This is a genomic window from Nitratireductor sp. J20-h4 (assembly GCF_056780505.1).
Genome location: NZ_CM165557.1, coordinates 941,554 through 962,333 on the forward strand (window position 1 = coordinate 941,554; position 20,780 = coordinate 962,333).

Sequence of the window (20,780 nt, forward strand, 5' to 3'; positions counted from 1 at the left end):
GTGTAAGCCCGCATCGCATTGTGGGCTTCTCTTTTTTCGTCTTGGGTTTCCCCTTTTCCAATTATTCTTTAGGCTTCGGAGGCGTGCAGAGCGCAGCGTAATGCGTTGTCACGACGCTCTTCAACTTTTTTGTTTTCACCGGAAGACGACATGGCTGCCGGATCTCTCTTTGAACTTGGAAAACAAGCTTCGGTCTCGACCCTATCAGAGAGCCTGACTCATCTAAACCGACGCGGTCACGCCGCCACAGCAATGATGACCACGACACGCCTAGAAAATTGGCTCAAGGAGGCCATCGTAAGGCTTTTCACCAACAGCCCACGACGCCTTCAAGACAAGCTCTTCGAATTCAAAGGCCCATTAGGGACATTTAGCGCAAAAATCGATATGGCCTATGCGGTTGGCGCAATCTCACAAGACGCCCATCGCACGCTCCATATCTTGCGGGACATTCGCAATGCGTTCGCGCACGCAACCGATGAAATGGACTTTGAAGACGGCGCTATGGACAAGCATTTTGCGAAGCTGGCTGAGGCAGGCACACGTGAACTCGCCTTTTTAGAAGCAGCAGTCTCGGTGATCCAGAGTATCAAAGAAAAGATGGAGCCAATCTTTCTTGCTGACGCGCTACAGAAATATGCGCAAAAATCGCGTGAAAAATCGCGATGAATGCGTCCTTGTAACTTAGCCCCATTTGGGGTCAAACTTTGATAGCTCGCGAACGCCATAGTCGATCATCTCCGGCGTTACGTCGATTTCCTTCTCATCGTCTTTCTTGTCTTCCGTCACAGGAAAATTCTCCCCGCGACATCGGTGGCCGGCCTGCCACGTCGCCGTACTTTCCCGTATCGCTCACTTTTCTCACGTATATAATTAGGAAAAAAATCCTTGACATCGTGACAGGGCTTTGGTAGGGTTTGGTTATCGTCGGACAGTTGCGCCGGATTGGCCGGAGGCGCGGGAGTGTTGCGAGACATCGCCAATGTCCGCGACAGGCGAAATCCTGGACGACGACGTTCCAGACGACGAAAAACCCAAACACAAGAAAACGATCGGGATCGGTTGATGGTGCTGGCTGCGGCGGAGCGCTGGGCGGCGGCGCGGCGCGTTTTCGAGGACGGTAAAGCGGGGTTTGCCACGATCGCGCAGCTGACCGGCTGCGGCGAGGCCAGCCTGGCCCGCCGCGTCCGGCGCGAGGGCTGGCGGGCGCCGCAGCAGACCGAGATCACGCCGGACCATCTGGCGCGGCTGCGGCGCGAGCTGGCGCGCTGGATCGGCCGTATCGAGACACTCGGCGCCGCGCTCGAGGCCGGGGAGGGCGGGGTCGACAAGGCCGATCTCGACGCCGCGCTGGCGGCGTTTCGCGCCCTGGAGAAGGCCGAGGACATGGCCCGCGCCCAGATGACGGAAGACACCATAGACAATGACGCCGAAAAGGCCGCCGTCCTGGAGAAGATCAACCAGCGCATCGTCGCGCTCGCCCACGAATTCGCCGCCGAGATCGTCGACGGAGGCGGCGGCGGCGGCGCGAGCGGCGGGGTGGACGCCGAGCCAGGATGAGGCCTGGACGATCCGCCGCGAATGGGTGGTTTTTGCCCGCGCGCGGCAATATCCGCTGCTGTGGCCGCCCGGACGCTCCTGGCTGGTGCTGGGCGGGCGCGGGGCGGGCAAGACGCGTCTGGGAGCGGAATGGGTCGACGCGCTGGTGCGCGGCCTGCCGCCCTTCGCCCACCGCAAATACGGCCGGCTGGCGCTGATCGGCGAGACGCTGGCCGACGTGCGCGAGGTGATGATCGACGGGCTGTCGGGGATCGCCGCCCGCGCCCGGCAGGCGCGGCCGCGCTACGAGCCCTCGCGGCGGCGGCTGGTGTGGCCGGGCGGGGCGACGGCGCAGATCTTTTCCTCGGAGGATCCCGAAAGCCTGCGCGGGCCGCAATTCGACGCCGCCTGGTGCGACGAGGCCGGCAAATGGCGCCATGCCGAGGCCTGTTTCGACATGCTGCAGTTCGGCCTGCGGGTCGGGCCGGCGCCGAAACAGCTGATCACCACCACGCCGCGGCCGATCCCGCTGCTGCGCCGGCTGCTGGCCGACCCGGCGGTGACGGTGACGCGCATGAAGACGGCCGACAACCAGGCCAATCTGGCGGCCGGCTTCGTCGACAGGCTGCGGACCCGCTACGGCGGCACGCGGCTCGGCCGCCAGGAACTCGACGGCGAGATGATCGCCGACCGCGAGGACGCGTTGTGGTCGCGGCAGATGGTGGAGGCGGCGTTTCGCCCCGGCACCGCGGCCCTGGCGCGCATCGTGGTGGCGGTCGACCCGCCGGCGAGCGCGCGCCGCACCTCGGACGCCTGCGGCATCGTGGTGGCCGGTGCGACGGCCGACGGCGAGGCGGTGGTGATCGCGGATGCGACGCTGCGCCGGGCAAGGCCGCATGACTGGGCAAGCCGCGTTGCCGCGCTCTATCACCGCCACCGGGCCGACCGGGTGGTGGTCGAGGTCAACCAGGGCGGCGACATGGTCGAGGCGGTTATCCGCAATGTCGACGCCGCCGTGGCGGTCAAGCCGGTCAGGGCGAGCCGCGGCAAGTGGCTGCGCGCCGAGCCGGTGGCCGCGCTCTACGAGCAGGGGCGGGTGCGCCACGCCGCGCGCTTTCCCGAGCTGGAGGACGAAATGTGCGATTTCGGCCCGGACGGGCTTGCCGGCGGCCGCTCGCCCGACCGGCTCGACGCGCTGGTGTGGGCGCTGAGCGAACTGCTGCTGGCCGCGCGCGGCAATCCGCGCATCCGCGACATCCGATAGACGGGACAAGGCGATGAGAGTGAACTGGCCGTGGGCGAGGCGCCCGCGGCACGGGCAGGCCCGTGTCGAAAACAAGCAGGCCGCACCGTCCGGCTTTCTGGCGCTGCACATGCAAGGCCAGGCGCGCTGGACGCGGCGCGACTATGGCGCGCTCGCCCGCGAGGGCTTCATGCGCAACCCGGTCGTGCATCGCTGCGTGCGGCTGATCGCCGAGGCCGCCGCCGCGGTGCCGTTCGTGCTTTACGAGGGCGAGGCCGAGCACGGGGACCACCCGTTGCTCGATCTTCTGGAGGCGCCCAATCCGCGCCAGGCCGGCGGCGCCTTCATGGAAGCGCTCTACGGGCATCTGTTGCTGTCGGGCAGCGCCTATGTCGAGCTGATCGGCGGCGGCACGCAAACGCGCGAACTGCATTTGCTGCGGCCCGACAGGGTGGCGGTGGCGACCGACGAGGCCGGCTGGCCGGTGGCGCTCGACTATCGCGGCGGCGGCGCCAAGCGGCGCATCGCGCTCGGCCGGCCGGGCGAGGGGGCGGCGCAGTTTCGCCTGTTTCACCCGCTCGACGACCATTACGGCTTTCCGCCGCTGGAGGCGGCGCTGATGGCGCTCGACATCCACAACGCGGCCGGGTGCTGGAACAAGGCGCTGCTCGACAATTCGGCCCGTCCCTCGGGGGCGTTGATCTATGCGCCCAAGGACGGGACCAACCTGACGGAGGAGCAGTTCGAGCGGCTGAAGGCGGAGCTCGAGGACGGGTATGGCGGCGCCAGCCGGGCCGGGCGGCCGCTGCTTCTGGAAGGCGGGCTCGACTGGAAGGCGATGGGACTGTCGCCCAAGGACATGGATTTTCTGGAGGCCCGCAACGGGGCCGCGCGCGACATCGCGCTCGCCTTCGGGGTGCCGCCGATGCTGCTGGGCATTCCCGGCGACAACACCTATGCCAATTACGCCGAGGCCAACCGCGCCCTGTATCGCCTGACGATCCTGCCGCTGGTCGGCCGCATCGCCAGGGACCTGTCGGCTTTTCTGGGCGGGACGGGGACGGGCCTGCGGCTGTGGTACGACGCCGACCGTATCGAGGGCCTGGCGAGCGAGCGCGAGGCGCTGTGGCGGCGCGTCGACGCGGCGAGCTTCCTCGGCGACGACGAAAAGCGCGAGGCGGTCGGCTATCCGCCGAGGGGGGGCTAGCGGCCAAGGCCGGGTTTCGCCCCGACCAGCCGCGCGTGCCGAAGGGCAATCCCGATGGCGTCCAGTGGACCGACGAGGGTAGCGGTGCGCGGGTGATGCCGGTTCAGGCCAGGCCGCCTGGCGGTCGCGGCGGCCCGCGCCGTGTCGGGGGACGCTGGCGAAACGTGCCGCCGGCGCAGGCGACGCAGCTGGCAATCAGCAAGAGCCGCATGCGTGCGGCCGTGCAGCGTGTACGGGAACTCGACCCGACATGGAAACCGCGTCCGAGCGCGTACGAGACGGTGGAGGGTGAGATTGCCGCCAACCGGGCGGCGACGCGCGAGGCCGAAGCCAGGCTGCTGGAACTGCAGCGCATGGGGATCGGACCGGGTCCATACGCCAAGGAATCGCTGCCGGCGCGCAGCCCCGGACGAAACTGGACAGCGGAGGAAATTCGCGAGATCAATCGCATCGGACGCAACTATGGCTGCCACACGTGCGGCACGAAGGATCCGGGGACACCGAGCGGGAATTTTTTCCTCGACCATCAGTTGTCGAGTGCGCTTAATCCACCTGGAAGGCCGCAGCGAATTTTTCCACACTGCATAGCGTGCAGCGGCAGGCAAGGTGCTTGGGTCACGAACTACCGGAGAAGGCGATGACGATCGACGAAAAGACCATGCGCGTGCCACTCCCCAATGGGCTGCTTTACATCGTCGATACCGAGCTGTTCGACCCACCGTCGGTGGACGGAGTTGCAAAGGTCTGGCGGACCGAAAGTTGCATCGTCCTTTCCTGTCAGGGCGACATGGATGGGCCGACAGAAATTCGTATCAACCCGACCAAAGCCCCGGGTCCAGAGCTGTCGCGTCTTGCAGCCTTCGACCAAGCCATTCCCAGTCGCCGGCTGGTTCTCATGATCGTGCCCGGTGATGTGATTCATGAGATGCCGCTCGACCGTCGTGAGGCACATATCGAGGTCTGGACGACTGGCCGTCAGGGAACACCGGTGGTCTGGCTGAGGATTGAGTAGGCGCGGATTGCGACGAGACGCTGAGTGCGATCCGAGCCGCTGCCTGGAACCCGCTTGGAAGGCCGCAGCGACTGTTCCCGCATTGCATGTCCTGCAGTGGACGGCAGGGAAACTGGATACGACGCAACAGGTGAACCCGATTCGATGACCAAGTCACTGAAGATTGCACCTCCGAACTCGCTCTTCTTCCTCAGCGACCTACGTGGGGGACAAGTACCCGACTTCGAGCCGGGCAAACTCGTACTCGCCACCGATAGCGTGGTTTCGATACGCTGTTTGGCGAATGTCGACGGTAAGACCAAGATTAGTCTCGGCGCGCGAGCGGAGGTTGCCTCCGCTGCAATCGTTGTTTTTTCAGGTAGCCTGAAGACGCCCAGCAGGAGGCTGGTTGTTTCGACGGTTGAAGAAGATGCGGTGCTTCGCGAGGACGTGTCTGGGACAGTCACGAAGGTCGTAATTTCGGCCAATCGCGAGACGGAACCCGACGAAATTGTCGTTGCGTGGGAGTAACGCCTGAAAGGTTGTCTGAAACGTTGATGGGCTGTCCGGCTGTTACCCGAATTCGATGCCCAGGCGGAGACCGCTCGTGCAGGTAACGAAACGCTCACTGCAAGACGGACTGGTCTTCGTTTCGGACATCGATGGCGGCGAATCCGTCTGGCCGGTGACCGGAGCGAGCGTGGAGGCGACGGCTTCATGCGTCAACGCGCGTTGCCGTCACGAAGTCGACGTCGAGGCCGAGCTGACCCTGGGGGGCGTCGGACGAAGTGGCGACCGAAGAGGAGCCTGCCTTTGACGGGTTCATCGAAACGCCCAACAAACAATTGATGACTTCCGACGTGCTTGCCGAGCCGGTGCTGACGGCGGAGGTGCCAGGTCGGACAATGCTGGTCCGAATCTGGCTCAACCATCCCGAGTCGGCCGACAAGCTTGTTGTCGGCTGGGGCTGAGCCAGCATCTCTAATGACAGCACACGAGCACCCGGCGAACCTCGACCGGGGACGATCGAGTGCTGCCAGGCCCGGCATCGGGCCGTCGCGATCTAGCAAAATCGGAGAAGGACTTGACCGACGTACCGGATGCCGCCTGGCAATGGGCGGCCAAGGGCGCGGGCGCGGTGGCGGGGTCTGCCGTCTCGCTCGCCTACATGTTGCCGCGAACCCGGCGCGAGGCGGCGATCCGCTTCGCCGTCGGGGTGGCCTGCGGCCTGGTGTTCGGCACCGCCGCCGGACTCAAGATCGCCGACGAACTCGGTATCGCCGACGTGATCGGCACCGCCGAGACCATGCTGATGGGCGCGGGCGCCGCGAGCCTGTGCGCCTGGTGGGCGCTGGGGCTCGTCATGCGTCTCCTGCAGCGCTGGCCCGCGGGCGGGCGTGTGCCGGACGCGGGAGGGAAACGCGATGAACGTTGACACGGCGCGGACAAGGGACGCGGCCGGCTGGGCGCGCCCCGGCGCTGGCGCCGGCGAAGGCGGCCGTTTTCGCGGCTACGCCAGCCTGTTCGGCCGGCTCGACCAGGGCCGCGATCTGATCGAGCCGGGCGCGTTTGCGCGCGCGCTGGCTAAAAAGGGGCCGGGCGGCATCCGCATGCTGTTCCAGCACGATCCGGCCCAGCCGATCGGGCGCTGGCTCGCCCTGCGCGAGGACGCACGCGGCCTGTTCGTCGAAGGCGTGCTGTCGCCTGGTGTCGGGCGGGCGCGCGAGGTGCGCGCGCTGATTGCCGAAGGCGCCATCGACGGACTGTCGATCGGCTTTCGCACCGTGCGCGCGGCGCGCGACCCGCGCCGGCGCGTGCGCCGCATCCTGGAGGCCGATCTGTGGGAAATCTCGGTCGTCACCTTCCCGATGCTGGCAGGCGCCCGCGTCGAGGCGATCGGCCCCGACAGCGGGGCCGGCGCCGCGCCGCAGACCCCGCTGACGGCGCAGTCGGCCGATCTCGCCGGCATCATCCGCGCCGCAACATTCTTGATCGAAGGAAAGGAACCGCAATGACGCAAAAGAGCATCGCCGCTCCCGAACACAAGGCCGAAACCGGCGCATCGCAGGAGATCGCGCCGGCCTTTGACGAATTCATGCACGCCTTCGAGGCGTTCAAGCAGACCAATGACGAGCGTCTGGCCGCCGTCGAGGGCAAGGCGGCGGGCGACGTGCTGGTGGAGGAGCGGCTCGAACGCATTTCCGAGGCGCTCGACGACCAGCGCCGACGCCTCGACGGGCTGCTGATCGGCAAGGCGCGTCCGGCACTCGGCGGGGCCGGCTTCGCGGCCGGCGCGTCCGGCGAGCACAAGGACGCCTTCCATGCCTATATGCGCTCCGGCGACGACCGCGCCTTGCGGGCGCTCGACACCAAGGCGATGTCCTACGGCTCGGGACAGGACGGCGGTTATCTGGTGCCCGACGAGACGGAGGCGGCGATCGGCAAGCGGCTGGCCGCGCTGTCGCCGATCCGCGGTATCGCGTCGGTGCGGCAGGTATCGGGCGCGGTGCTGAAAAAGCCCTTCGCGCTGAGCGGGCCGGCGGTCGGCTGGGTCGGCGAGACGGCGGCACGGCCCGAGACGACCAGCGCGACCCTGGCTGAGCTGCAGTTTCCGACCATGGAGATCTACGCCATGCCGGCGGCGACCGCCTCGCTGCTCGACGACAGCGCGGTCGACCTCGACGACTGGATCACCGGCGAGATCGAGACCGCCTTTGCCGAGCAGGAAGGCGTGGCCTTCGTCGCCGGCGACGGCATCAACAAGCCGCGCGGCTTTCTCGACTACGACCAGGTCGGCGAAAGCGCCTGGGTGTGGGGCAAGCTCGGTTACGTGGCGACCGGGGTCGACGGCGCGCTGCCGGCGAGCGACGCCTCCGACGTGCTGATCGACACGATCTATGCGCTGAAGGCCGGCTACCGGCAGAATGCCGGCTGGGTGATGAACCGCAAGACCCAGGCCGCGATCCGCAAGCTCAAGGACGCCGACGGAAACTATCTGTGGCAACCCCCGGCGAGCCCCGGCAGCCGCGCCATGCTGATGGGCTTCCCGCTGGTCGAGGCCGAGGACATGCCCGATATCGCCAGCAACGCCGTCGCGATCGCCTTCGGCGATTTCGGCCGCGGCTACCTGGTGGTCGATCGTACCGGCGTGCGGGTGTTGCGCGATCCCTACTCGGCCAAGCCCTACGTGCTGTTTTACACCACCAAGCGGGTCGGCGGCGGCGTGCAGGACTTCGACGCCATCAAGCTGCTGAAATTCGGCGTGTCCTGATCTGCGATCCGCTTCGCCATGGCGTCCTGGCGCCATGGCTTACGGCTCCGACCAGCGCCGGGGCCGCTTCGTTTCCCAAAAAATCCCAATGACGAAGGATCTTCGATGGCGTTGTTTCGCACCGTCGCGCCGCCGGTCGAGCCACTGACCGTGGCCGAATGCCGGGCGTTTCTGCGCCTCGACCACACGGCCGAGGACGATCTGATCACCGGTCTGATCCGGGCGGCGCGCGAGGAGGTGGAGCGGCATGCCGGTCTTGCGCTGATCGACCAGGACTGGCGGCTGGTGCTCGACGGCTGGCCGCCAGGCGGGGTGGCGCATCTGCGCCGGCACCCGGTGCGCGAAGTCCTGTCCGTGACGATCTATGACGAAGAGGGCGCCGCGTCGCTTGCCGACCCGGCCGACTATCAGCTCGACGGGCTGTCGCGGCCGGCGCGGCTTTTCATGCGCGAGCCGGCAAGGCCGGGACTGGCGATGAACGGAATCGAAATCGATTTCCGCGCCGGGTTCGGCGCTTCGGGCGTCGATGTGCCCGATCTGCTGAAGCGGGCGATGACGCTGCTGGTGTCGCACTGGTACGAGTTCCGCGCCGCGTTCGGTGCACGCGACCAGCCGGTGTCGCTGCCCGACGGCTATCAGCGGCTGATGGCGGCCTATCGGCCGAAAGCGCTGCTGTGAGGCGCGCGCGCATCGATCCCGGCACGCTGCGACAGCGGCTGACGCTGGAGGCGGCCGAAACAGTCGTCGACGCGACGGGAGGTCATGTCGAAAACTGGAACGCGGTGGCGACGCTCTTTGCCCGGCTCGAGCCGGTCGCCGCATCGAGCCGCTTCGGTCCCGACCAGCGCATCGAGCGGGTGACGCACCACATCACCATCCGCCATCGCGACGACGTGGCGAGCGGCATGCGTTTTCGCGCCGGCGCGCGGCTGTTTTCGATCCGCCATCTGCACGATCCCGACGAGAGCGGCCGCTATCTCGTCTGCCAGAGCGAGGAGGAGGGACGATGAAACTTTCCATGCGCCTGACGCTGGACGGTCTGGTGCGCGCCCTCAGGAGCAGGGCGCATGCGCGCGCCGATGAACGGGCGCAGCAAGATTACGCCCGGCGGCTTCGGGCTGCGAGCGGGAAAAAGGCCGCAGGCGCGCCCGACACGCGCATGCCGCAGGCGGGAGGCGCGCATGGCGGCCGCAGCGATTGAACTGCAGGCGGCCGTTCATGCGGCGCTGAGCGCCGACGCCGCCCTGACGGCGCGATTGGGCGGCGCGCGCATCTACGATCACGCACCGGCCAACGTGCCGTTTCCCTATGTCACCTTCGGTCGCACCAGCGTTTACGACTGGAGCACCGGCACCGAGAACGGCACCGAGCAGCTTTTCAGCCTGCATGTGTGGTCGAAGGCGCGCGGCAAGGCCGAAGCGCTTGAGATCATGGAGCTGATCAAGCCGCGCCTGGCCGCGCAGCCGGTGCCGCTGGCGGAAGGCAGGCTGGTCCTGATGCGGCACGACTTCGCCGAGGTGCGCTACGACGACGACCTCGCCCTTTACCGGGGCGTAATGCGATTTCGCGCGCTGATCGAGGCGGCGGGCTGAGCGCCGGCGGCGCCACCACGAATTCTCACGAAACGAAAGGACCGCGTTCATGGCTGCGCAGAAGGGCAGGGACCTGTTGCTGAAGCTCGACATCGACGGGATGGGCGGATTTCTGACCGTCGCCGGTCTCAGGGCGCGGCGGCTGGCGTTCAACAGCGAGACGGTCGACATCACCGATTCCGACTCGGCCGGACGCTGGCGCGAACTGCTCGCCGGCTCGGGCGTGCAGCGCGCCTCGGTGAGTGGATCGGGCATCTTCAAGGACGCGCAGTCGGATGCGGAGATCCGCGCCCGCTTCTTTGCCGGCGCCACCGATGCATGGCAGGTCGTGGTGCCCGATTTCGGCACGGTGGAGGGCCCCTTCCAGATCACGGCGCTGGAATATGCCGGCAGTCACGATGCTGAAGTGACGTTCGAACTGGCGCTCGAATCGGCCGGCGCGGTCGGCTTTTCGGCAAGCTGATGATCATCAATCCGCAACGCGGCGAGATCGCCGCCGAGCTCGACGGCAGGCGTTACCGCTTGTGCCTGACGCTGGGCGCGCTGGCCGAACTGGAGGCCGGTTTCGAGGCGGGCGACCTGCAGACGCTCGTCAAGCGGATCGCGAGCGGCCGGCTTTCGGCCCGTGACCTGGCACGCATCGTCGGTGCGGGCCTGCGCGGCGGCGGCGCGTCGCTCACCGACGAGGAGGTGATGGCGATGGCGGTCGACGGCGGCGTGGCCGGCTTCGCCGAGATCGTGGCGCGGCTTCTTACCGCCACCTTCGCGGCGGCGGACGCCGTGCCGGCGGAGCCGCGCGACGGAGCCGCAGATACGACGTGACGACGGGCAAGCGGGCGGCAGCGATGGATTGGTCACGACTGATGGCGATCGGCTTTGGCGTATTGCGCCTTTCGCCGGCCGCGTTCTGGGCAATGACGCCGAAGGAACTGGCTAGCGCGAGCGGTCTGGCCTGGCATCGCGCCGGCGCCGCGCCGGACCGCGCGGTTCTCGAGGCGTTGATGGCTAGGTTTCCAGACCAGGGAGGCAGGGACCGACATGGATGATACCGCGCGGATCGACCTGGAATTCGACGCCGAGTCCGTACGCAAGGTCTTCGACGACCTCAAAAGCCTGTCGGACGATTTCGGCACGCGCCTGACGAACGCGTTCAAACGGGCCGCCTTCAGCGGCCGGGCGCTGGAGGACGTGTTGCGACGCCTCGCCCTCAGCCTGTCGGAGATGGCGCTCGGCAAGGCGCTGGCGCCGCTGCAGAACCTGATCGGTGCGGGCATGTCCGGCCTGTTCGACATGCTGCTGAAGGCCGTTCCGCACGCCAAGGGCGGGGTTCCGGGAAGACCGACCCGGTTCGCGACCGGCGGAGTGGTGTCGCAGCCGACCTATTTTCCGATGCGGGGCGGGCTCGGCCTGATGGGCGAGGCCGGCGCGGAGGCGATTCTGCCGCTCGCGCGCGGCGCCGACGGACGCCTGGGCGTGGCCGCCGGCGGGACGGCGCCGCCAGTCAACATCGTCTTCAACGTGACGACGCCGGACGCCGCCTCGTTCCGCAAATCCGAAGCCCAGATCACCGGCATGATCGCGCGCGCCGCCTCGCGCGGCGCCCGCTCGCTTTGATCGAACCGGGTCGACAGGCAAAACGGGGGAGGCGGCATGGCCGAACTTGACGCGTTTCACGAGGTGTTGTTTCCGAGCGCGGTGTCTTTCGGGGCGACCGGCGGGCCGGTGCGGCGCAACGAGATCGTGACGCTGACCTCCGGCCGGGAAAGGCGCAATGCCAGGTTCGCCGAGTCCAGGCGCAGCTACGATGCCGGCACCGGGCTGCGTTCGCTCGATGACGTCTATGCGGTATTGGCCTTTTTCGAGGCGCGGCGCGGATCGCTGCACGGTTTCCGCTTTCGCGATCCATTCGACCGCAAGTCCTGCGCGCCGCACGAAACGCCGTCCGCCCTCGACCAGACGATCGGAACCGGCGACGGCACGACCGCCGCCTATCAGCTGATCAAGATTTACGGTTCGGGACCGGACGCCTATCAGCGCCCGATCCGCAAGCCGGTCGAGGGCACCGTCAGCGTCGCGGTGGACGGCGCGGCTGGGGTGGCGGGCGTCGACTTCACGGTCGATGCCACCACCGGGCTGGTCGTATTCGAGCCCGCCTCGATCCCCCAGGCTGGCCTGTCGGTCACGGCCGGTTACGAATTCGACGTCCCGGTCCGCTTCGATAGCGAGGCGCTGGCCATCAGCCTTGCCGCTTTCAAGGCCGGCCAGATTCCGGCCATTCCCCTGATCGAGGTTCTGTCGTGAGCGGCTTTTCGCCCGAGCTTCTGGCGCATTTGCAACACGAAGTGACGACCGTGTGCCATGGCTGGCGCGTCGTGCGGGCCGACGCGACGGTTCTGGGGTTCACCGACCACGACCGTCCGCTGGTCGTCGACGGCACGCCGTGCGCGCCGGATTCGGGGTTTTCGGCCAGCGAAGCGCGCGAAAGCCTCGGACTGTCGGTCGACACGCTCGATATTGAAGGCGCGCTGTTTTCGGCCGATCTCGATGCCGGGGAAATCGCAGCCGGGCGTTTCGACGGGGCGACCGTCGAGACCTTTCTGGTCAACTGGCGCGCGCCCGACCAACACGCATTGCTGCGCAAGGCGGTGATCGGCAAGATCACGCTGGAGGACGGACGTTTTCGCGCCGAACTGGAAAGCCAGAAGCGCCATCTCGACCAGCCGCGCGGACGCTGGTTCCGCCGCGGCTGCGACGCGGAGCTGGGCGACGGGCGTTGCGGCGTAGCGCTCGACCAGCCCGCTTTTGCCGGCGAGGGGACAGTGAGCGCCGTCGTCACCGCCGACATGGTGGAGGTCGACGGCATCGAGACCTTCGAGCCCGGCTGGTTTTCCAACGGCACCCTGACCTGCCTCGACGGGCCGCTGGCGGGCGCCCGCCATCGCATTCTCGCGCATCGGCGCGGCAGCGCGGCCGACGAGGTGGTGATCTGGCGCGACACCGCGCCTTTGCCGCTTGCCGGCACGACGGTGGCGCTGCGCGCCGGCTGCGACAAGCGGTTTTCCACCTGCAAGGCGAAATTCGGCAATCATCTGAATTTCCGCGGCTTTCCGCATCTGCCGGGCAACGACGCCGCCTACGGGTACGCGACGCCGGACGAAACCTTCGACGGGAGCCCGCTGGTGCCATGAACGTGAAGCCGGCATCGAACGGGTCGGTTGGCGCGCGGGTCGTCGCCGAAGCGCTCGATTGGGTGGGAACCCCCTACCGTCATCAGGGATCGAAAAAGGGCGTCGGCTGCGACTGCCTGGGACTGGTGCGCGGCGTCTGGCGCGCCCTCTACGAAGACGAACCCGAGCCGGTCGAAGCCTACGCGCCCGACTGGGCGGAAGCGGGCGGACGCGACCGCCTGCTGGACGCCGCGCGCCGCCATTGTCGCGAACGTCCGCTGGCGGCAGCCTCGGCGGGCGACCTGGTGCTGTTTCGCTGGAAACCGGCGCTGCCGGCCAAACATGCCGGCATCCTGCTTGCGCCGGATCGTTTCGTGCACGCCTATCAGGGCCATGCGGTGACGGTCTCCGCGCTGGTGCCGCAATGGCGCCGCCGCATCGCCGGCGTGTTCTCGTTTCCCGAACCCGACTGAGGGCAAGTCTTGGCCACACTCCTGCTACAGGCCGCCGGCGCCTATCTCGGCGGTTTTCTCGGCGCGACCGGCGTCACCATCGGCACCGCCGCCGGCGCGCTCGCCGGCTATGCCCTGGACCGCTATGTGCTGGGCGGGACGCGCACGCGGGAAGGACCGCGGCTGAAAGGCGCGCAGCCGTTCTCGGCTGAGGATGGAACGCCCGTGCCCCGGCTTTACGGCACCGCGCGGCTGGGCGGCACGCTGATCTGGGCGACGCGGTTCGAAGAAACCCGCACCTCCGAGCGCCAGGGCGGCAAGGGCGGACCGCGCGTCAATACCTACACCTATTTCGCCAACGCGGCGTTCGCCCTGTGCGAGGGCGAGATCGCGACGATCCGCCGGGTCTGGGCCGACGGCCGCGAACTCGACCTGACAGCGGTGACGATGCGTCTTTATCGCGGCAGCGAGGATCAGCCGCCCGATCCGCTGATCGAGGCCAAGCAGGGCGCGGGCAACGCTCCGGCCTATCGCGGGATCGCCTATGTCGTGTTCGAACGCCTGCCGCTCGAGGCGTATGGCAACCGCCTGCCGCAGCTCCAGTTCGAAGTCATCCGCCCTGTCGGTCCCCTGTGCGGCCAGGTGCGCGCCGTCGCGCTGATCCCGGGATCGACCCAGTTCGGCTACGCGCCGGGCGAGGTCAGCCAGAGCGTCCAGGTGGGCGAGGCCGGTCTCGTCAACCGGCACGTGCTTTACGCCGCCAGCGATTTCGAGGCTTCGCTCGACGAGCTCGTCGCCACCTGTCCGAACCTGACAAACGTCGCCCTGGTGGCGACCTGGTTCGGCAATGATCTGAGGGCCGGACAATGCCGCATCCGTCCCGGCGTCACCGATCCGTCGGTCGCCGCCGCGTCGGTGCCTTGGGAAGCAGGCGGGCTCGGCCCGGCCGAGGCCGACATCGTCTCGCAGGACGCCGGCCGCGCCGCCTATGGCGGCACGCCGTCCGATCTGTCGGTGATCCAGGCGATCGGCGCCTTGAAGGCGCGCGGCCTGAAGGTCACGCTCTACCCCTTCATCATGATGGACGTGCCGGCCGGCAACACGCTGCCCGACCCTTATGGTGGCTCCGCCCAGGCGCGTTATCCATGGCGGGGCCGCATCACGTGCGATCCGGCGCCGGGCCGGCCTCAAAGCGCCGACAAAACCGCCTCCGCGCGCGGCCAGGCCGATCTGTTCATGGGCGCGGCGACGGCGGCCGACTTTTCGATTGAAGACGGAATGGCCCGGTATGCCGGCGATCCGCAGGACTGGGGCTATCGCCGTTTCGTGCTGCATTATGCGATGCTGGCGCAGGCGGCCGGCGGCGTCGACGCCTTCCTGATCGGCTCCGAACTGCGCGGCCTGACGACGCTGCGCGACCAAACCGGCGCTTTTCCGGCGGTCGAGGCGCTGTGCGACCTGGCGGCGCAGGTGCGTCTCGTCGTCGGCGCGCCGACCAAGATCAGCTACGGCGCGGACTGGAGCGAATATTTCGGCCACCAGCCGTCAGACGGCAGCGGCGACGTCTATTTCCATCTCGATCCGCTGTGGGCCCATCCGGCCATTGATGCAATCGGCATCGACAATTACCTGCCGCTGGCCGACTGGCGCGACGGCGACCATGCCGGAACCAGTCCCGATGGCGCGGCTGGCCCTTACGACGCCAAGGCGCTGCGGGCGGCGATCGCCGGGGGCGAGGGGTACGACTGGCATTATGTAAGCGAGGCGGCGCGCTTGATGCGCGAGCGCAGCGCCATCACCGACGGCGCCTACGGCAAGCCGTGGGTGTTCCGCCCCAAGGATATCGTTTCGTGGTGGTCGAACCCGCATCATGACCGCCCGGGCGGGGTGGAGGCGGCGACGCCGACGGCGTTCGTGCCCCGTTCGAAGCCGATCTGGTTCACCGAACTCGGTTGTCCGGCCTGCGACAAGGGGCCGAACCAGCCCAATGTGTTCGTCGATCCCAAATCCGCCGAAAGCGCGTTGCCGTATTTTTCGAATGGTGGCCGCTCGGACCTGGCCCAGCACCGTTTCCTGCGCGCCCATCTCGACCATTGGGACGAAGCGGTCGCCGGATTCGTTGAGACCGACAACCCGGTGTCGGGCGCCTATGGCGGGCGCATGGTCGACCGCGAGCGGATCTATCTGTGGGCCTGGGACGCCCGGCCATTTCCCGTCTTTCCGATGGCCAGGCATATCTGGGGCGACGGCGGCAACTGGCCGCTCGGTCATTGGCTGAACGGCCGTCTGGCCAATCCGACCGTCGCCGATCTCGTCAACGCGGTTCTGGCCGATCATGGCCTGCCGTTGGCCGACACGACCGATGCCGGCGGCACGCTGGTCGGCTATGTGGTCGCCCAGCCGTCGACGGCGCGCGCGGTGCTGGAGGAGCTGGCCGATATTTACGGTCTGGCGGTGATCGAAGAGGCCGGGGCGCTTGCCGTGCGTGACATCGAAACGGTGGCGGGCCCGGCGGTCGCGGTCACCGACCTCGTGTGGCGCGAGCCCGAACCGGCGATCGCGCACAGGCGCGCGCCGCCCCACGATCTGCCCGGCGAAGTGGTGCTCGCCTTTCGCGATCCGATGCGCGACTACCAGGCCGCGACCGCCCGCCATCTGCGTCCCGACGCCGGCGACAACCGCCAGGAGGCGCTGTCCTTTTCGGGAAGTCTGGAAGCGGGGCCGGCCCGGTCACTCGCGCTCGACTGGCTGCGCCGGCAGTGGCGCGCACGCGAGACGGTTACCTTTGCCGTGCCGGCGAGCGATCGCGCGATCGCAGCGGGTTCGCCGGTGAGCCTGGCGCAGGCCGGCGTCGGCGGCGAGTATCTGGTGACCGGGATCGAGGAGGGGCTGGTCCGCCAGGTCGAGGCACGGCGCATGGAACGCGTGCCGAAAACCCCCGATATTCCGGCAACCGAAGACAGCCCCGCCCGGCTTCCGGATCCGGTCGCGGCGCCGTTCGCCGTGTTCATGGACTTGCCGCTGACCAGCGCGTCGGACGAGCCCCACCGGCAATTTCAGCTTGCCGCCTGGTCGCGTCCGTGGCGTGCGCAGCGCGTCTTCGCCTCGCCCGAGGAGACCGGTTTCGACGAACGGGCCGACCTCGACAGACCGGCGGTGACCGGCACGCTTTTGTCCGACCTGGCCGCGGGCCCGGTCGGGCGCATCGACCGGGCAAACGCACTGCGCGTGCAGCTGCGCGGCGGCGCGCTTGCCAGCGTGTCGACCATCCAGATGCTGAACGGCGCCAACGCGGCCGCCATCAGGGCGGATAACGGCGTGTGGGAAGTCGTCCAGTACGAGACGGCCGTCGAGACGGCGGCGAATGTCTGGCAACTGGACGGATTGCTGCGCGGGCAACTCGGCACGGAAGATGCAATGGTTGCCGGCGCCTCTGCCGGCGCGCCGTTCGTGGTGCTCGACGCGGCCGTCAGGCCGGCGGGGCTGCGCGCGCGGGAGATCGGTCTGCCGCTTCACTGGCTGGTCGGTCCGGCCAGCGCCGATTTCGGCGGCCCGGCCTTCTCCACCGCGCATCTTGGCGGCGGCCTGCGCGCGGCCATGCCGCTGGCGCCTGTCCACATCGCCGCGCGGCTGCAGCCCGGCGGCGATGTGACGATAAGCTGGATACGCCGCGGCCGGATCGCCGCCGACAGCTGGGAGCCGGCCGAAATCCCGCTTGGCGAGGAGGCGGAGGCCTACCGCGTCGAAATCCGCCACCCTGAGGGCGCCCTCGTGCGCGCCGCCGATGTGACCGTGCCGTACTGGACCTATCCGGCTGCCGACATCCTGGCCGATTTCGCCGCTACGCCGGCCGAGGCCGACATCGTCGTCATGCAGAAAAAGGGTATCGCCGGCGCTCCCGGTCTGCAGGCCGTGCTGCGAACGGTGATCGGTTGAAGGTTTCTGGCACTTCCCGCCCCCGCCCCCCCCCAAAAAACCATGAAGGAGATATCCCCATGACCGCAACCAAACCCTGGTACATGTCGCGCACCGTCTGGGCGTCGCTGATCACGGTGCTGACGGGAACCGCCGGCCTGTTCGGTCTGCCGTTCGGCGAACTCGACAATGCCGCACTGACGGAGACCGTTTTGGAAACCATCACCGCGATCTCGGGGATTTTGGCCCTTTTTGGCCGATTGTCGGCGACCGCGAAAATCGGCTAGGGTTGCCGCAGTCCGCGACGGCGAGGCCGGTCCCGGCTGAACAGGGGGAGAAAACGTGACCGGATCAGGCGACAAGGCTGCTTCAAGCCGCGCACGTTCATTCCGCGTTCAGCCGATCCCGGCTAGAAGAGCGCCATGAACGGTTTTTGCCCCCATCTCAGGACTGCGGCCCTGGCGCTTGCCGTGGCGATGGCCAGCCCGGCTAACGCCACCGTGCTTGCGCAGGCTCCGAGCGTGCCGAGCTATGTCCATACGATCGCCGCCGACTGCACCGCCATCGGTCAGTCGGTGGCCTCCAGCGCCGGCGGCCAGCTTCGCAGGGCCGTATCCGTTGACCAGGGCGGGCGTACGGTGTGTGTCATCACCTATACAATTCCCAGCAAGGACGGCAAACCGCCGCGCCGCGTGCAAACGACCGTGAACGCGGGATAGAGGCCGACGAACCGCTTTTCCTCCCTGGGCGAAGCGCGTTAGATAGGTCGGGGTACAATCGATTACGTCGAGGATCTGATGCGCATACTCGTTGTCGAGGACGACAAGAACCTCAACCGACAGATCAGCGACGCGCTCGCGGAGGCGGGTTATGTCGTCGATAGCGCCTATGACGGCGAGGAAGGCCATTTCCTCGGCGATACCGAGCCTTATGACGCCGTCATTCTCGATATCGGCCTGCCCGAGATGGACGGCATCAGCGTCATCGAACAATGGCGCCGCGACGGCAAGAAGATGCCGGTCCTCATGCTGACGGCGCGCGACCGCTGGAGCGACAAGGTCGCCGGTATCGACGCCGGCGCCGACGATTACGTCGCCAAACCCTTCCATATCGAGGAAGTGCTGGCGCGGGTTCGCGCGCTGATCCGGCGGGCCGCCGGCCACGCCACCACCGAACTCGTGTGCGGTGGCCTCAGGCTCGATACCAAGACCTCGAAGGTGGACCTCGATGGCGCGCCGGTGAAGCTGACGTCGCACGAGTTCCGCCTGCTCGCCTATCTGATGCATCACATGGGCGAGGTGGTGTCGCGCACGGAACTGGTCGAACATCTCTACGATCAGGATTTCGATCGCGATTCCAACACGGTCGAGGTGTTCGTCGGCCGCCTGCGCAAGAAGATCGGCAACGATCTGATCGAGACCGTGCGCGGCATGGGCTACCGCATGCACGGGCCCGCCGCATGAGCGCGGCTCCGGTCGGGAGCGGACAGCGGGCCGGGCACGGAGGATGAGGTTCGGGCCGCGCTCGCTCTCCCTACGTGTCGTCACCTACTCCACCGTCTGGGCCATCGCCGCGCTCGTCGTTATCGCGACGCTGATTTCCGCGCTCTACCGCGATGCCGAGGAGCGCGGTTTCCGCGGGCTTCTGACGGCCCATCTCTACAGCGTCGTCACCGCCGTCAGCGTTGCCGAGGACGGCAGCCTGCGGGGTGCGCCGGAACTCTACGACCTGAAATTCACCCAACCCGAATCCGGTTGGTACTGGGCCGTCGAACCGGTGTCGCCGGGGCTTGGCGACGGCTTTCGCTCGCCTTCCATGACCCGCCCGATCCCGGCGCCGCCGGTGGCGGAAGTTCCCTTCGACAGCGAATTCCAGCGCCGCTACGAGACGACGGGTCCCGGCGGCGAGCGCATCGACGTTCTGGAAAACGATTTCATCCTCGACGCGCAAAACCGGATCGCCCGCTTCCGCGTGATGGGCAATCGCAGCGAACTCGAACAGCAGATCAGCCAGTTCGAGCGGCAGCTCTATACCTATCTCGCGGTTTTCGGCGCCGGAATGATTGCCATCAACGCGGTCGCGATCCTGTTCGGGCTGCGCCCGCTCGACCAGGTGCGCAACGCGCTCGCTCAAGTGCGAGAAGGCACGGCCAGAAAACTCGACGGACATTTCCCCTCCGAAATCGAACCGCTGGCCAACGAGACCAATGCGCTGATCGAAAACAACCGCCGTATTCTGGAACGCGCCCGCACCCAGGTCGGCAATCTCGCCCATTCGCTGAAGACGCCGGTTGCCGTGCTTCTCAACGAGGGGCGTTCGATGGGCGGACAAAAGGGCGATCTGATCGTCGAGCAGGCGGCCTCGATGCAGGAGCAGGTCGAGCACTACCTCAAGCGTGCGCGCATCGCCGCCCAGCGCGACAGCGTCGTTTTCCGCACGCCGACGCGCGATATCGTCGAGCGGCTGGTGCGGGTTTTTCGCAAGCTCAACCCGGCGGTGACCGTCGAGAGCCGCCTTCCGGCCGAGGAGATCGTGTTCGCCGGTGAGCGCGAGGACCTGGAAGAGATTCTGGGCAATCTCCTGGAAAATGCGGTGAAATGGGCCGAATCCCGCGTCCGCGTCTCGCTGACGGCGGGTGCGGACGACCGCCAGAGTTTCGAGATCTCGATCGAGGATGACGGGCCGGGCATTCCTCCGGACAAGGCCCGCGAGGCGCTCAAACGCGGCCGCCGCCTCGACGAGAGCAAGCCGGGCACCGGGCTTGGGCTCGCCATCGTTGCCGATCTCGTCGGCGAGTATGGCGGCACCATCGCGCTCGAGCGTGGCCAACTTGGCGGCCTGCGGGTCGCAATCGTGCTTCGCCAGGCCAGTTGACGGCAATATTGGCGACGCATAATTGAAGGCGCGCCAAATTTCGGTCAAAACTGACCGGTACGCGGAATCGATTGTCTTCGCCAATATCCGACAAGGGAATGCAGGCCGGCCCCATGAGACTGAATCTCTTGATTGCGCTCGCCTGCGGCTTGCTTTCGGGTTGCACGACCACCTCGCTCGGCCGGGTAACGCCCGGCCTGCTGTCGACTGCTTCGATCGAAAAGGCGATGGATGGCGGCCTGATCGGCGGGGAACTCGGCATGGGACTGAGTGCGCGCGATCGTCGGCTTGCGCTACAGGCCGAATACACCGCGCTCGAACACACGCCAGGCGGCAAGCCGGTGACCTGGAAAAGCGATGGCGGAGCATGGACGGGCGCGGTGACGGCGGCCCAGCCCTATCGGGTCGGCAGTCAGGATTGCCGGCAATACACGCATGCTGTGACCGGGACGGCCGGCATGCGCGAGGCGCGCGGCACCGCCTGCCGCAACGAGGACGGAAGCTGGACGCCGCTGACTTAGACAGGGCG

General features: G+C 67.4%; 28 protein-coding genes. All 28 read left to right on the forward strand.

What is annotated here, in order from left to right:
* Positions 1 to 150: 150 nt before the first annotated feature.
* The 28 genes from ACT2B0_RS04550 to ACT2B0_RS04685 all read left to right on the forward strand — a co-directional run bounded on the left by ACT2B0_RS04550 (position 151) and on the right by ACT2B0_RS04685 (position 20,772).
* Positions 151 to 669, forward strand: coding sequence for an MltR family transcriptional regulator (locus ACT2B0_RS04550; RefSeq protein WP_348289761.1), 519 nt, complete (start codon positions 151 to 153; stop codon positions 667 to 669).
* Positions 670 to 1,065: 396 nt separating this feature from the next.
* Complete coding sequence (locus ACT2B0_RS04555) at positions 1,066 to 1,560, forward strand: hypothetical protein (protein WP_348289758.1); 495 nt, start codon at positions 1,066 to 1,068, stop codon at positions 1,558 to 1,560.
* A gap of 25 nt (positions 1,561 to 1,585) precedes the next feature.
* Positions 1,586 to 2,803 (forward strand): DNA-packaging protein, encoded by a 1,218-nt coding sequence (locus ACT2B0_RS04560; RefSeq protein WP_343041041.1) that lies wholly within the window; start codon positions 1,586 to 1,588, stop codon positions 2,801 to 2,803.
* Between the two features lie 13 nt (positions 2,804 to 2,816).
* Positions 2,817 to 3,989 carry a phage portal protein gene (locus tag ACT2B0_RS04565; protein WP_156715520.1) on the forward strand — a complete coding sequence of 391 codons (1,173 nt, stop codon included), beginning with the start codon at positions 2,817 to 2,819 and terminating at the stop codon, positions 3,987 to 3,989.
* 35 nt (positions 3,990 to 4,024) lie between these two features.
* Positions 4,025 to 4,630 carry a hypothetical protein gene (locus tag ACT2B0_RS04570; protein WP_473461925.1) on the forward strand — a complete coding sequence of 202 codons (606 nt, stop codon included), beginning with the start codon at positions 4,025 to 4,027 and terminating at the stop codon, positions 4,628 to 4,630.
* Positions 4,627 to 5,001: a hypothetical protein gene (locus ACT2B0_RS04575; protein ID WP_473461927.1), complete on the forward strand. Its 375-nt coding sequence runs from the start codon at positions 4,627 to 4,629 to the stop codon at positions 4,999 to 5,001. The genes ACT2B0_RS04570 and ACT2B0_RS04575 overlap by 4 nt, the downstream gene beginning before the upstream one ends.
* A gap of 144 nt (positions 5,002 to 5,145) precedes the next feature.
* Positions 5,146 to 5,511: a hypothetical protein gene (locus ACT2B0_RS04580; RefSeq protein ID WP_473461930.1), complete on the forward strand. Its 366-nt coding sequence runs from the start codon at positions 5,146 to 5,148 to the stop codon at positions 5,509 to 5,511.
* A 257-nt stretch (positions 5,512 to 5,768) separates the two neighbouring features.
* Positions 5,769 to 5,951 (forward strand): hypothetical protein, encoded by a 183-nt coding sequence (locus ACT2B0_RS04585; protein WP_348289744.1) that lies wholly within the window; start codon positions 5,769 to 5,771, stop codon positions 5,949 to 5,951.
* 113 nt (positions 5,952 to 6,064) lie between these two features.
* Positions 6,065 to 6,415, forward strand: coding sequence for a DUF6107 family protein (locus ACT2B0_RS04590; RefSeq protein ID WP_473461933.1), 351 nt, complete (start codon positions 6,065 to 6,067; stop codon positions 6,413 to 6,415).
* Positions 6,405 to 6,995 carry an HK97 family phage prohead protease gene (locus ACT2B0_RS04595; protein ID WP_473461935.1) on the forward strand — a complete coding sequence of 197 codons (591 nt, stop codon included), beginning with the start codon at positions 6,405 to 6,407 and terminating at the stop codon, positions 6,993 to 6,995. The genes ACT2B0_RS04590 and ACT2B0_RS04595 overlap by 11 nt, the downstream gene beginning before the upstream one ends.
* On the forward strand, positions 6,992 to 8,251 hold the full coding sequence (locus ACT2B0_RS04600; RefSeq protein ID WP_473461937.1) for a phage major capsid protein: 1,260 nt from the start codon (positions 6,992 to 6,994) through the stop codon (positions 8,249 to 8,251). Before ACT2B0_RS04595 ends, ACT2B0_RS04600 begins: the two co-directional genes overlap by 4 nt.
* A 105-nt stretch (positions 8,252 to 8,356) precedes the next feature.
* Entirely contained in the window at positions 8,357 to 8,929 is a 573-nt protein-coding gene (locus ACT2B0_RS04605; RefSeq protein WP_348289733.1) for a head-tail connector protein, read from the forward strand.
* Positions 8,926 to 9,261: a phage head closure protein gene (locus tag ACT2B0_RS04610; protein WP_473461939.1), complete on the forward strand. Its 336-nt coding sequence runs from the start codon at positions 8,926 to 8,928 to the stop codon at positions 9,259 to 9,261. The genes ACT2B0_RS04605 and ACT2B0_RS04610 overlap by 4 nt, the downstream gene beginning before the upstream one ends.
* The gene (locus ACT2B0_RS04615) at positions 9,258 to 9,452 is read left to right on the forward strand and encodes a hypothetical protein (protein ID WP_348289727.1); all 195 of its coding nucleotides are present in this window, start codon (positions 9,258 to 9,260) and stop codon (positions 9,450 to 9,452) included. The genes ACT2B0_RS04610 and ACT2B0_RS04615 overlap by 4 nt, the downstream gene beginning before the upstream one ends.
* Positions 9,433 to 9,843: a DUF3168 domain-containing protein gene (locus ACT2B0_RS04620; protein ID WP_348289724.1), complete on the forward strand. Its 411-nt coding sequence runs from the start codon at positions 9,433 to 9,435 to the stop codon at positions 9,841 to 9,843. The genes ACT2B0_RS04615 and ACT2B0_RS04620 overlap by 20 nt, the downstream gene beginning before the upstream one ends.
* 49 nt (positions 9,844 to 9,892) lie before the next feature.
* Positions 9,893 to 10,306 (forward strand): phage major tail protein, TP901-1 family, encoded by a 414-nt coding sequence (locus ACT2B0_RS04625; protein ID WP_473461941.1) that lies wholly within the window; start codon positions 9,893 to 9,895, stop codon positions 10,304 to 10,306.
* A complete protein-coding gene (locus ACT2B0_RS04630) occupies positions 10,303 to 10,665 on the forward strand; it encodes a gene transfer agent family protein (protein WP_473465781.1) in 363 nt (120 codons plus the stop codon). Before ACT2B0_RS04625 ends, ACT2B0_RS04630 begins: the two co-directional genes overlap by 4 nt.
* 23 nt (positions 10,666 to 10,688) lie before the next feature.
* Complete coding sequence (locus ACT2B0_RS04635) at positions 10,689 to 10,889, forward strand: rcc01693 family protein (RefSeq protein ID WP_473465783.1); 201 nt, start codon at positions 10,689 to 10,691, stop codon at positions 10,887 to 10,889.
* Positions 10,882 to 11,457 (forward strand): phage tail tape measure protein, encoded by a 576-nt coding sequence (locus tag ACT2B0_RS04640; protein ID WP_473461943.1) that lies wholly within the window; start codon positions 10,882 to 10,884, stop codon positions 11,455 to 11,457. The genes ACT2B0_RS04635 and ACT2B0_RS04640 overlap by 8 nt, the downstream gene beginning before the upstream one ends.
* A 36-nt stretch (positions 11,458 to 11,493) precedes the next feature.
* Positions 11,494 to 12,144 carry a phage distal tail protein, Rcc01695 family gene (locus ACT2B0_RS04645; RefSeq protein ID WP_473461946.1) on the forward strand — a complete coding sequence of 217 codons (651 nt, stop codon included), beginning with the start codon at positions 11,494 to 11,496 and terminating at the stop codon, positions 12,142 to 12,144.
* Positions 12,141 to 13,031, forward strand: coding sequence for a DUF2163 domain-containing protein (locus ACT2B0_RS04650; protein WP_348289706.1), 891 nt, complete (start codon positions 12,141 to 12,143; stop codon positions 13,029 to 13,031). Before ACT2B0_RS04645 ends, ACT2B0_RS04650 begins: the two co-directional genes overlap by 4 nt.
* A complete protein-coding gene (locus ACT2B0_RS04655) occupies positions 13,028 to 13,483 on the forward strand; it encodes an NlpC/P60 family protein (protein ID WP_473461948.1) in 456 nt (151 codons plus the stop codon). Before ACT2B0_RS04650 ends, ACT2B0_RS04655 begins: the two co-directional genes overlap by 4 nt.
* Positions 13,484 to 13,492: 9 nt before the next feature.
* On the forward strand, positions 13,493 to 17,398 hold the full coding sequence (locus ACT2B0_RS04660; RefSeq protein WP_473461951.1) for a baseplate multidomain protein megatron: 3,906 nt from the start codon (positions 13,493 to 13,495) through the stop codon (positions 17,396 to 17,398).
* 59 nt (positions 17,399 to 17,457) lie between these two features.
* The gene (locus ACT2B0_RS04665) at positions 17,458 to 17,664 is read left to right on the forward strand and encodes a hypothetical protein (RefSeq protein ID WP_473461954.1); all 207 of its coding nucleotides are present in this window, start codon (positions 17,458 to 17,460) and stop codon (positions 17,662 to 17,664) included.
* Between the two features lie 135 nt (positions 17,665 to 17,799).
* On the forward strand, positions 17,800 to 18,096 hold the full coding sequence (locus tag ACT2B0_RS04670) for a hypothetical protein (protein ID WP_348289694.1): 297 nt from the start codon (positions 17,800 to 17,802) through the stop codon (positions 18,094 to 18,096).
* Positions 18,097 to 18,174: 78 nt separating this feature from the next.
* Entirely contained in the window at positions 18,175 to 18,840 is a 666-nt protein-coding gene (locus ACT2B0_RS04675) for a response regulator transcription factor (protein WP_348289691.1), read from the forward strand.
* Positions 18,841 to 18,883: 43 nt separating this feature from the next.
* A complete protein-coding gene (locus ACT2B0_RS04680; protein WP_473461956.1) occupies positions 18,884 to 20,251 on the forward strand; it encodes an ATP-binding protein in 1,368 nt (455 codons plus the stop codon).
* Positions 20,252 to 20,364: 113 nt separating this feature from the next.
* A complete protein-coding gene (locus ACT2B0_RS04685; RefSeq protein ID WP_473461957.1) occupies positions 20,365 to 20,772 on the forward strand; it encodes a hypothetical protein in 408 nt (135 codons plus the stop codon).
* Positions 20,773 to 20,780 lie beyond the last annotated feature (8 nt).

Bases quoted from the DNA above. Each gene is read 5' to 3' on its own strand.
- ACT2B0_RS04620 (WP_348289724.1), top strand. From the start codon at position 9,433: ATGGCGGCCGCAGCGATTGAACTGCAGGCGGCCGTTCATGCGGCGCTG.
- ACT2B0_RS04565 (WP_156715520.1), top strand. From the start codon at position 2,817: ATGAGAGTGAACTGGCCGTGGGCGAGGCGCCCGCGGCACGGGCAGGCC.
- ACT2B0_RS04635 (WP_473465783.1), top strand. From the start codon at position 10,689: ATGGATTGGTCACGACTGATGGCGATCGGCTTTGGCGTATTGCGCCTT.
- ACT2B0_RS04685 (WP_473461957.1), top strand. From the start codon at position 20,365: ATGAGACTGAATCTCTTGATTGCGCTCGCCTGCGGCTTGCTTTCGGGT.
- ACT2B0_RS04600 (WP_473461937.1), top strand. From the start codon at position 6,992: ATGACGCAAAAGAGCATCGCCGCTCCCGAACACAAGGCCGAAACCGGC.
- ACT2B0_RS04675 (WP_348289691.1), top strand. From the start codon at position 18,175: ATGCGCATACTCGTTGTCGAGGACGACAAGAACCTCAACCGACAGATC.
- ACT2B0_RS04575 (WP_473461927.1), top strand. From the start codon at position 4,627: ATGACGATCGACGAAAAGACCATGCGCGTGCCACTCCCCAATGGGCTG.
- ACT2B0_RS04595 (WP_473461935.1), top strand. From the start codon at position 6,405: ATGAACGTTGACACGGCGCGGACAAGGGACGCGGCCGGCTGGGCGCGC.
- ACT2B0_RS04655 (WP_473461948.1), top strand. From the start codon at position 13,028: ATGAACGTGAAGCCGGCATCGAACGGGTCGGTTGGCGCGCGGGTCGTC.
- ACT2B0_RS04680 (WP_473461956.1), top strand. From the start codon at position 18,884: ATGAGGTTCGGGCCGCGCTCGCTCTCCCTACGTGTCGTCACCTACTCC.
- ACT2B0_RS04670 (WP_348289694.1), top strand. From the start codon at position 17,800: ATGAACGGTTTTTGCCCCCATCTCAGGACTGCGGCCCTGGCGCTTGCC.
- ACT2B0_RS04605 (WP_348289733.1), top strand. From the start codon at position 8,357: ATGGCGTTGTTTCGCACCGTCGCGCCGCCGGTCGAGCCACTGACCGTG.
- ACT2B0_RS04645 (WP_473461946.1), top strand. From the start codon at position 11,494: ATGGCCGAACTTGACGCGTTTCACGAGGTGTTGTTTCCGAGCGCGGTG.
- ACT2B0_RS04665 (WP_473461954.1), top strand. From the start codon at position 17,458: ATGACCGCAACCAAACCCTGGTACATGTCGCGCACCGTCTGGGCGTCG.
- ACT2B0_RS04555 (WP_348289758.1), top strand. From the start codon at position 1,066: ATGGTGCTGGCTGCGGCGGAGCGCTGGGCGGCGGCGCGGCGCGTTTTC.
- ACT2B0_RS04580 (WP_473461930.1), top strand. From the start codon at position 5,146: ATGACCAAGTCACTGAAGATTGCACCTCCGAACTCGCTCTTCTTCCTC.
- ACT2B0_RS04625 (WP_473461941.1), top strand. From the start codon at position 9,893: ATGGCTGCGCAGAAGGGCAGGGACCTGTTGCTGAAGCTCGACATCGAC.
- ACT2B0_RS04615 (WP_348289727.1), top strand. From the start codon at position 9,258: ATGAAACTTTCCATGCGCCTGACGCTGGACGGTCTGGTGCGCGCCCTC.
- ACT2B0_RS04550 (WP_348289761.1), top strand. From the start codon at position 151: ATGGCTGCCGGATCTCTCTTTGAACTTGGAAAACAAGCTTCGGTCTCG.
- ACT2B0_RS04640 (WP_473461943.1), top strand. From the start codon at position 10,882: ATGGATGATACCGCGCGGATCGACCTGGAATTCGACGCCGAGTCCGTA.